The 6,828-nt window shown below is 65.0% G+C and carries 8 protein-coding genes; 7 read left to right on the plus strand and 1 reads right to left on the minus strand.

Annotation, left to right across the window (positions count from 1 at the left end):
• Positions 1–123 precede the first annotated feature (123 nt).
• Complete coding sequence (locus tag CSQ99_RS30320; protein ID WP_099042669.1) at positions 124–474, minus strand: hypothetical protein; 351 nt, start codon at positions 472–474, stop codon at positions 124–126.
• A 175-nt stretch (positions 475–649) separates the two neighbouring features.
• On the opposite strand from CSQ99_RS30320, the gene rpmF reads away from it, so the two are divergent.
• The 7 genes from rpmF (at position 650) to mspA (ending at position 6,436) form a co-directional block, all read left to right on the plus strand.
• Positions 650–823, plus strand: a complete 174-nt coding sequence (gene rpmF, locus CSQ99_RS30325; RefSeq protein ID WP_099042670.1) for a 50S ribosomal protein L32 — start codon at positions 650–652, stop codon at positions 821–823.
• Positions 824–916: 93 nt separating this feature from the next.
• A complete protein-coding gene (locus CSQ99_RS30330; protein WP_099042671.1) occupies positions 917–1,603 on the plus strand; it encodes a response regulator transcription factor in 687 nt (228 codons plus the stop codon).
• Positions 1,604–1,644: 41 nt separating this feature from the next.
• A complete protein-coding gene (locus CSQ99_RS30335) occupies positions 1,645–3,087 on the plus strand; it encodes a HAMP domain-containing sensor histidine kinase (RefSeq protein WP_099042672.1) in 1,443 nt (480 codons plus the stop codon).
• Positions 3,088–3,230: 143 nt separating this feature from the next.
• The gene (locus CSQ99_RS30340; protein ID WP_099042673.1) at positions 3,231–4,619 is read left to right on the plus strand and encodes a S1C family serine protease; all 1,389 of its coding nucleotides are present in this window, start codon (positions 3,231–3,233) and stop codon (positions 4,617–4,619) included.
• A gap of 29 nt (positions 4,620–4,648) precedes the next feature.
• On the plus strand, positions 4,649–5,194 hold the full coding sequence (locus CSQ99_RS30345; protein WP_176561298.1) for a MogA/MoaB family molybdenum cofactor biosynthesis protein: 546 nt from the start codon (positions 4,649–4,651) through the stop codon (positions 5,192–5,194).
• Between the two features lie 56 nt (positions 5,195–5,250).
• Positions 5,251–5,409, plus strand: a complete 159-nt coding sequence (locus tag CSQ99_RS31120; protein WP_099042675.1) for a hypothetical protein — start codon at positions 5,251–5,253, stop codon at positions 5,407–5,409.
• A gap of 382 nt (positions 5,410–5,791) precedes the next feature.
• Entirely contained in the window at positions 5,792–6,436 is a 645-nt protein-coding gene (gene mspA, locus CSQ99_RS30355; protein WP_099042676.1) for a porin MspA, read from the plus strand.
• The last annotated feature ends 392 nt before the right edge of the window (positions 6,437–6,828 follow it).

The raw sequence follows: 6,828 nt of genomic DNA on the forward strand, positions 1-6,828 counted from the left end.
GATGACCGACCAGCGCCTGGGCATCCAACAGTTCCCGATCAGCGCGCTCCATGCCCTGCATCAACTCATCATCCCAGCTCAACGCCCATTTCATAGAAGGCACGCCGATTATTCAGCGCCCTCCTAGAGCCCCAGTTCGGCGCGGGTGTCGTCGATGGATTTGCAGTATGCGGTCCAATCTTCTTTCTCCTGAGCCGCCTGCGTTTCGTTGAACAGCTTGTCGCGTGCCGCGGTGAGTTGGTCGAGCGTGATCCTGCCGGACTTGTGGGCATCGTCGATCTCGAGCTGGAAATCGGCAAGAGCCGTCATGGCATCGAGCCCGCCGCCCGTGCAGCCTGTCGCTGCCGCCGTGGCTGATTCTGACGACTGCGACGAGGAGGCGGACCCGGCGGAGTTCTCGGCCGCAGGTTCGCCGCCACCGCCGCACCCCGCCAGCGCCAGAGCCATGACGCCCGCTGCTACCAGCTGTTTCATGGTGATTCCTCGGTTTTGGCTGGATGCTATGTCATGCGCATTCTGCGGCGGACGTGGCCATCGGCGGCGCATTTTGGAGCAGATACTCCTCACGGGCTATCCTGAAAGGCAATCGTCGACGCCTGACAACTCGCGCGACGCACAAATCAGGACCCTCAAGAGGAGAATCTCGATCATGGCTGTGCCCAAGCGGAGAATGTCGCGTGCGAATACCCGTAGCCGGCGCTCGCAGTGGAAGGCCAAGGCCACCGATCTCGTCGGCGTCAACGTCGCGGGCCAGCAGCACAAGGTGCCGCGTCGCCTGCTCAAGGCTGCCCGCCTCGGCCTGATTGATCTCGACCGCCGCTAATCTCGTCCCCTGCTCACTGGGCGCCATCCCCGCTTTGCAGTAGATCGGCGCGCCTCTCAGGCCGCTCTCAGATAGCGGGTTGACACTGTGCCTGTGCGAATACTTGTCGTCGACGATGACCGCGCTGTGCGCGAATCGCTACGTCGATCGCTCTCCTTCAACGGCTACTCGGTCGAATTGGCGCAGGACGGGCTCGAAGCTCTGGACCGAATCGCCAGCGATCGCCCGGACGCCGTGGTGCTCGATGTGATGATGCCGCGGCTGGACGGCCTCGAGGTGTGCCGCCAGCTGCGCAGCACAGGCGACGATCTACCCATCCTCGTGCTGACCGCGCGGGACTCGGTCTCCGAACGAGTCGCCGGGCTGGATGCGGGAGCCGACGACTATCTGCCGAAGCCGTTCGCGCTCGAGGAACTGCTCGCCCGCATGCGCGCGTTGCTGCGGCGCAGGACTCCCGACGACGGCGCCGATTCGCCGGCGATGACGTTCTCCGACCTGTCGCTGGACCCGGTCACCCGCGAGGTCGCCCGCGGTGAACGCTCGATCAGCCTGACCCGCACCGAGTTCGCGCTTCTCGAGATGCTGATAGCGAACCCGCGGCGGGTGCTCACCCGCAGCCGCATCCTCGAGGAGGTGTGGGGCTTCGACTTTCCGACCTCCGGCAACGCCCTCGAGGTGTACGTCGGCTACCTCCGCCGCAAGACCGAGGCGGAAGGAGAGCCGCGACTGATCCACACCGTGCGCGGGGTGGGTTATGTGCTGCGCGAGACCCCTCCCTGATGTCGGCGCAAAATTTCTCAGCTCCGCCTCAGCCGTATGCAATGGCGGCGCAGCCTGCCAGTTCACTGTCACTTCGCTGGCGGGTGATGCTGCTCGCGATGTCGATGGTGGCGCTCGTGGTGGTGCTGATGGCGGTGGCCGTCTATGCCGTGGTCTCGCGTGCGCTCTACGACGACATCGACAACCAACTGCACACCCGAGCCAGCCTCCTGATCGAAAGCGGCTCGCTGACCAGCGATCCCGCCAAGGCGATCGAGGGCACCGCCTACTCTGACGTCAACGCGATGCTGGTCAATCCCGGCCGCTCGATCTTCACCGCCAACCAGGGGGGACAGACGCTGCCGCTTGGTGAACCCGAGAAGGCGGTCATTCGTGGCGAATTGTGGATGTCGAAGCGTTCAGTCGACCAACAGCGGGTGCTTGCCCTGCATCTGTCCAACGGGAGTTCACTGCTGATCTCCAAGAGTCTGCTGCCGACCGATAAGTTGCTCAAACGGCTGGGCACAGTTCTGCTCATCGTCGGCGGCATCGGGGTGGTCGTGGCCGCCATGGCCGGTGGTGCGGTCGCCCGGGCAGGGCTGAGACCGGTGGCGCGGCTGACCGAGGCGGCCGAGCGGGTCGCCCGCACCGACGATCTTCGACCTATCCCGGTCTATGGCAGCGACGAACTCGCCCGTCTCACCGAGGCTTTCAACATGATGCTGCGTGCATTGGCTGAATCCCGCGAGCGACAAGCGAGACTCGTCACCGATGCCGGCCACGAATTACGCACGCCGCTGACGTCGTTGCGCACCAACGTCGAGCTACTGATGGCATCGATGGCACCCGGCGCCCCGAGACTGCCCGAGGAAGATCTGGAGGGCCTGCGGGAAGACGTCATCGCCCAGATCGAAGAACTGTCCACCCTCGTCGGCGATCTCGTCGACCTGACCCGCGACGAGGCCGGTGCCGTCATCCACGAGCCCGTCGACATGACCGAGATCGTGGACCGCTCGCTGGAACGAGTTCGCCGCCGCCGCAACGATATCGAGTTCGATGTGAATCTGATTCCGTGGCAGGTCTACGGTGATGGCGGCGGACTTGGCCGCGCGGTGCTCAATGTGCTGGACAACGCCGCCAAATGGAGTCCCCCCGGCGGCCGCGTCGGCGTCCGACTGACTCAGGTCGACCCGATGCATGCCGAGCTGGTGGTGACCGATCAGGGGCCAGGTATCCCGCCGCAGGAACGGCGGTTCGTTTTCGAGCGGTTCTTCCGCTCCGCCTCCGCGCGTGCGATGCCGGGTTCGGGGCTCGGCCTGGCGATCGTGAAACAGGTTGTGCTCAAACACGGTGGCGCACTGCGCGTGGAGGACGCCGTCGTCGGCGGACAGCCGCCGGGCACGGCGATTCATATCGTGCTGCCCGGCAGGCCGATGCCCGGTGAGTCCGCGCGACACGCGGTCACGGGCGTGGACTTGCCCGTGGTCAGCGCCGACAATGATTAGCCTGGGCGCGCTGGGGGAAGCAAGTCTGTGCGTGTCCCGAAGGTTCTCTAAGTGGATTCTCAGCCCGCTTAGGCAACTTTGACGGTGCGAACGCCGTTGTTCTGGATGTCGGACCCACAAAACGAAATGAGCACCGCAGCGACATGACCAACCATCCGAGGTATACGCCGCCACCGTCACCGGGTGGTCGGCCCGGCGCGCCCGAGCACGCGGCACCCGGATACCCCGGTGCGCAGCGGCCCGATTCCTACCAGCAGCAGCCGTATGACTGGCGATACCAGACCCAGCAGCAACAGAGTTTCCGCGGCTCTCATGCCCCCTACGACCCCTATCGCGGTGCGCCACAGTCCCCAGCGACGGCTCGGTTCCCCCAGGCTCCGATACCGGGTCCGCCGCCTCAGAAGCGTTCTCGCGCAGGCGCTTTGATAGCTGGCGCCCTCGCGGTGGCAGTAGTTTCCGCCGGTATCGGTGGGGGAGTGGCGCTGCTCGCGCAGCCCGATCGGCCCGTGGCCACCTCGGGCGCCAACGGTGCCGCGCCAGGGGTGCCGGTCGCCAGCCTGCCCGCCGGCTCGGTGGAGCAGGTCGCGGCGAAGGTCGTTCCCAGCGTCGTCAAGCTCGAGGTGGACCTCGGCAGGCAATCGGAGGAGGGCTCCGGAATCATCCTGTCCTCGGACGGCCTGATCATGACGAACAATCACGTCGTCACCGCCGCACAAGGCGGGCCTGCCGGGCCGGGTGGTCCGACCGCACCTGCAGGTCAAGGCGCTGCACAGACCAAAGTGACGTTCGCCGACGGCCGCAGCGCGCCGTTCACCGTGGTCGGAACGGACCCCAGCAGCGACATCGCTGTGGTGCGCGCCGACGGGGTGTCGGGCCTGACCCCGATCACGATCGGCTCGTCCGCCGATCTGCGGGTGGGCCAGGACGTCGTGGCCATCGGGTCGCCGCTCGGGCTGGAGGGCACCGTGACCACCGGCATCATCAGCGCGCTGAATCGTCCGGTCGCCGCGGGTGGCGACATCAGGAACCAGAACACCGTGCTCGACGCGGTTCAAACCGACGCCGCCATCAATCCCGGCAACTCCGGTGGAGCGCTGGTGAACATGAATGGGGAACTCGTCGGGGTCAATTCGGCCATCGCCACCTTGGGCGGTGACGCCGACGGGGCGGCGCAGGGCGGCTCGATCGGGCTGGGCTTTGCCATTCCGGTCGACCAGGCCAAGCGAATCGCGGACGAACTCATCGACAGCGGCACCGCATCGCACGCGTCTCTGGGTGTCCAGGTCGGAAACGACGCGACGGTCGACGGCGCGCGAATAGTCGAGGTGACCGACGGCGGTGCTGCTGCCGCGGCGGGCCTGCCCAGCGGGGTGGTGGTCACCAAGGTCGACGATCGAGTGATCAACAGTGCCGACGCGCTGGTCGCGGCGGTGCGATCCAGGGCGCCCGGCGAGAAGCTGACCCTGACCTACCTCGACAACGCGGGGAAGCCGCAGACCGTCGAGGTCACCCTCGGCAAGGCCCAGCAGTGAGGCCTACGGTGACGTCCGGGCCCGCCACGCTGAGAGTGGCCGCGCCACTGTCTCTGCCCGGATATACGGTTGGCGTCATGGAACAGCCAGGGGAGTTGGTGGGCCGGGCACTGGTCGTCGTCGTCGATGACCGAACTGCGCATGGTGACGAGGAGGACCACAGCGGTCCGTTGGTCACCGAACTGCTCGGTGAAGCGGGCTTCGTCGTCGATGGTGTTGTCGTGGTGTCTGCCGATGAGATCGAGATCCGCAACGCGCTGAACACGGCGGTGATCGGTGGCGTCGACCTGGTGGTTTCGGTCGGCGGAACAGGTGTGACCCCGCGTGACGTCACACCCGAAGCCACCCTCGATCTGCTCGACCGTGAATTGCTCGGCATCGCCGAGGCACTGCGAGCGTCGGGCTTGTCGGCCGGTGTCTCCGACGCCGCACTCTCGCGCGGTTTGGCCGGGATTTCTGGCAGCACACTCGTCGTGAACCTCGCCGGCTCCCGCGCGTCAGTGCGCGACGGTATGGCGACCCTTACTCCGCTGGCCGTTCAGATCATCGGACAGCTCTCCAGCCTCGAGATCTAAGAGCATTCTGTGAGCGGCCGCATCAAAGTGTGATCCTGATCACAGTAGGGGGTGCCATGGCGGACCGGCCACTGCGCTCGCGCGACGCAGTCAACAAGATCTTCGGTGAGGCGTCGCTGCCCAAGTCCCCAGACGACCGTGACGAATCCTCGCCTGCCGAAGACGCAGAACATGATCGTTGGTTACGGGAAAACACACCTCCGCACCATCAGTGAGCTGCGATTTCGCCCTTACTACTGGCAGTCCTACCCACCACGCCGATGCCCCTTTCCGGCCGCTGGTGTGCCGAGCAGAATTAGGTTCCGGTTAGGCCGTTCCAGTGCGTGCGCAGCCACGATTCCGGCGTGACGGAAGTGGGCAAAGTGGCTGGTCTGGTAACGCCCTTCGAGGTATTTGCGATCTCACGTTGCCGGGTTGTGGTCCGACCGTTATGTTCCTCGTGTCAACGATGAGCAAGACGTAAGAGCCGCATGTGAGGTTTCTCATTTGCGTCACATGAGGCCCTTGTGTCCTGTGTTGTGTATCGGTAGGGCCAGGCACGAACAACAAAACGGTGAGCCCGGTCGGGTCACTGTCGACATAAGAGCTAGGGAGAACATGAAGGTATTCAGTCGGGTGCTGATTGCGATGGTTTTCGCCATCGCGTCACTGTTCGTGAGCACTGGCACCTCTCACGCTGGGCTGGACGATGAACTTTCTCTGGTCGATGGGCAGGGCCGGACATTGACGATCCAGCAATGGGACACCTACCTCAACGGCGTCTTTCCCCTTGACCGCAACCGCCTGACCCGCGAGTGGTTCCACTCAGGCAAGTCCACGTACATCGTGGCCGGCGACGGTGCCGATGACTTCGAGGGAACGCTGGAACTGGGCTACCAGGTCGGCTTCCCTTGGTCGCTGGGCGTGGGCATCAACTTCAGCTACACCACGCCGAACATCGCGTTTGACGATTACGGCATCCCTGGTATCGACGGTGACTTCGGCCTGGCCGACAGTATCGTGACCCCGCCGCTGTTCCCCGGTGTGTCTATCTCAGCTGACCTGGGTAACGGCCCGGGCATCCAGGAGGTCGCCACCTTCTCGGTCGACGTCGCCGGTCCCACGGGATCGGTTGCCGTGTCCAACGCTCATGGCACGGTCACCGGCGCTGCCGGTGGCGTGCTGCTGCGTCCGTTCGCCCGGTTGATCTCGTCGAGTGGTGACAGTGTGTCCACCTACGGTGAGCCCTGGAATATGAACTGACAGTGCTCTGAAACGAATCGGCCCCCGGCTTCTGCCGGGGGCCGACTTCGTCTATGAACAGCCGAATTTGCCACTGAGCGTAGGACTTTCCGCTCGGTGCCGCGCTTGCCGGTCGCGCTGCCCCTGGCCCGCGCGGGCAGAAGGGGTCCCTGTGCAAGTCCATAGAATTGCAGCACAGCATGCTGTCGCGGCCTGCAGCCTAGGTTCGGGGGAGCGGTAAGCGGCTTTGCCCGGCGCGGACCTTGCGCGGTCTGAGAATCCCCGACTAGGAGGGCGCTGAATAATCGGCGTGCCTTCTATGAAATGGGCGTTGAGCTGGGATGATGAGTTGATGCAGGGCATGGAGCGCGCTGATCGGGAACTGTTGGATGCCCAGGCGCTGGTCGGTCATC

It is taken from the genome of Mycobacterium neglectum (assembly GCF_002591975.1).
In the GTDB taxonomy this organism is placed as follows: domain Bacteria; phylum Actinomycetota; class Actinomycetes; order Mycobacteriales; family Mycobacteriaceae; genus Mycobacterium; species Mycobacterium neglectum.